The sequence below is a fragment of the Nonomuraea sp. LPB2021202275-12-8 genome (assembly GCF_037044575.1).
Lineage (GTDB): Bacteria > Actinomycetota > Actinomycetes > Streptosporangiales > Streptosporangiaceae > Nonomuraea.
The window spans coordinates 1-2,169 of sequence record NZ_JBAHWD010000100.1; the positions used below are offsets into that span (position 1 = coordinate 1).

Genomic DNA, 2,169 nt, shown 5'->3' on the forward strand with positions numbered 1-2,169 from the left:
TGTCAACGACGTCTGAAATTGGACCCAGCAGCGACGCGTGAAAACGGACCCGTCTGGATGGTCTTCAGTCGTTGGTCTTGGCCGCTGGGACGCGGCCGAGGTCTCGGTCTTTGAGGCGGTAGCTGTCTCCCTTCATCGAGATGACTTCGGCGTGGTGGACGAGGCGGTCGATCATCGCGGCGGCGACGACGTCGTCGCCGAAGACCTCTCCCCAGCGGCCGAAGGGCTTGTTGCTGGTGACGATCAGGCTGGCTCGTTCGTAGCGGCTGGAGACGAGCTGGAAGAACAGGTTGGCTGCCTCGGCCTCGAACGGGATGTAGCCGACCTCGTCGATGATGAGCAGCGGGATGCGGCCCAGGCGGATGAGTTCTTCCTGCAGCCGGCCCGCGTGATGGGCGTCGGCGAGCCGGCCGACCCATTCGGCGGCGGTGGCGAACAGGACGCGGTGTCCGGCCTGGCAGGCGCGGATGCCCAGCCCGATGGACAGGTGGGTCTTGCCGGTGCCGGGCGGGCCGAGGAAGACGACGTTCTCCTTGGCCGTGACGAAGTCCAGGGTGCCCAGGTGGGTGATGGTGTCGCGTTTCAGGGAGCGCTGGTGGTCGTAGTCGAACTCCTCCAGGCACTTGCGGGCGGGGAAGCGGGCCAGGCGGATGCGGCCTTCCCCGCCGTGCGCCTCGCGGGCGGCGACCTCGCGTTGCAGGCAGGCGGCGAGGAACTCCTCATGCGTCCATTCCTCGGCGCGGGCGCGCTCAGCCAGCCGCTCGACCGCGGCGGCGAGTGAGGGCGCCTTCAGCGCGCGGGTCAGGTAGGCCAGTTCGGAGGCGATGTTGCGGCTGGTGTTCTTTGCGGCCATCACATTGCCTCCTCGTCGGTGCCGGTCAGGCCGAACAGGTCGTCGTAGTCCGACAGCCGGCGCTGTTGGACTTCGGTCAGCGCCGCGGGGAGCGGGGCCAGGCGCCGGCCGCGGAAGGCTCGGGCGGCGGCCAGGTGCTCCGGGTCGGTGAGCGTCTGGTGGGCTGCCCAGCAGCGTTCGTGCCGGGCGACGTTCGCGCTGCCGCAGGTCACGGTGACGTGCTCGAGATCCGCCCGGATCTCGACCAGGCGACCGATCGCGGCCGGATGGACGGAGTAGTCGTTGGCGTTCAGCCGGACGTAGTGATCGCGCGGCAGCCTCGCCGAGGTGCTCCAGCCGATCTGCGGAGCAGCCGCCGGCAGGGCGACCATCGCGGCCAGGTCGGCTGCCAGCCGGTCCAGCGGCCGGCATTCGATCCGGCGGTGATGGCGGGCGTTGGCCAGTTCCAGCCAGGCGTCGAGCTGGGTGTTGAAGTCGGCCGGTGAGGCGAACGCCCGACCGGGCAGAAACGACGTCTCCAGGTAGCCGTTGGCGCGTTCGACCAATCCTTTGGCCTCCGGGTCGGCGGGCCGGCACTGCAGCACCTGGATGCCCAGGCTGCCACGGAAGGCATCCATCGCCGCCGTCAGCTGCGGCTTTCCCGCATTCCAGCGGCCGATCGCGGACTCGTTGTCCCAGACCAGCTTCTTCGGCACAGCGCCCAGCCGCTGCAGCAGCATCCAGTGCCCGGCGATCAGGTCCGGCGCCTGCCGGGTCGGGATCATGCGGGCGCTGATCCACCGGGAGTAGCCCGACACCATGACCAGCACCGGCGGCCGTCCCGCCTGCCCGTATCCCAGCGGGACGTCGACCGGCGGGAACCACAGATCGCACTGCGCCAGCTCACCCGGCTGATAGGTCGTGCGCGAGGCCGGGTCCGGCGGCCTGAACAGCGGCCGCAGCTCCCGCACCCGGTCCTTCAGCACCGTCTGGGACCTGGTCCAGCCGATCCGTTCCGCGATCACCGTCGCGGGCATGTCCGGCCACTGGCCGAGCAGTTCCCGGATCTGTGGTTCGACCGCGTCCACGATCGACCCCTTCGGCTTGCGCACATACTTCGGCGGCTCGTCCGAGGCCAGCGCCCGCCGCACGGTGTTACGCCCCACTCCGAGCTTGCGGGTGATCGCCCGGATCGGCATTCCCTCTGACTTGTGCAAGCGGCGGATCTCCGCCCAGTCCTCCACGTTCAGCACCTCTCTCGCTATAGCCCTGCCGGGCCGTGAGGTGGGTCCGTTTCCAGACGTCCGTAGAGGGTCAGTTTTCAGCCGTCGCCGTCA

At 69.4% G+C, this 2,169-nt stretch carries 2 protein-coding genes; both read right to left on the minus strand.

What is annotated here, in order from left to right:
• Window positions 1-64: 64 nt before the first annotated feature.
• Entirely contained in the window at window positions 65-853 is a 789-nt protein-coding gene (istB, locus tag V5E28_RS48800) for an IS21-like element helper ATPase IstB (RefSeq protein ID WP_336217156.1), read from the minus strand.
• Window positions 853-2,085, minus strand: coding sequence for an IS21 family transposase (gene istA / locus V5E28_RS48805; protein ID WP_336217157.1), 1,233 nt, complete (start codon window positions 2,083-2,085; stop codon window positions 853-855). Before istA ends, istB begins: the two co-directional genes overlap by 1 nt.
• Window positions 2,086-2,169: the final 84 nt, after the last annotated feature.

Coding starts and splice junctions, on each gene's coding strand:
- istB (WP_336217156.1), bottom strand. CDS start 853: ATGGCCGCAAAGAACACCAGCCGCAACATCGCCTCCGAACTGGCCTAC.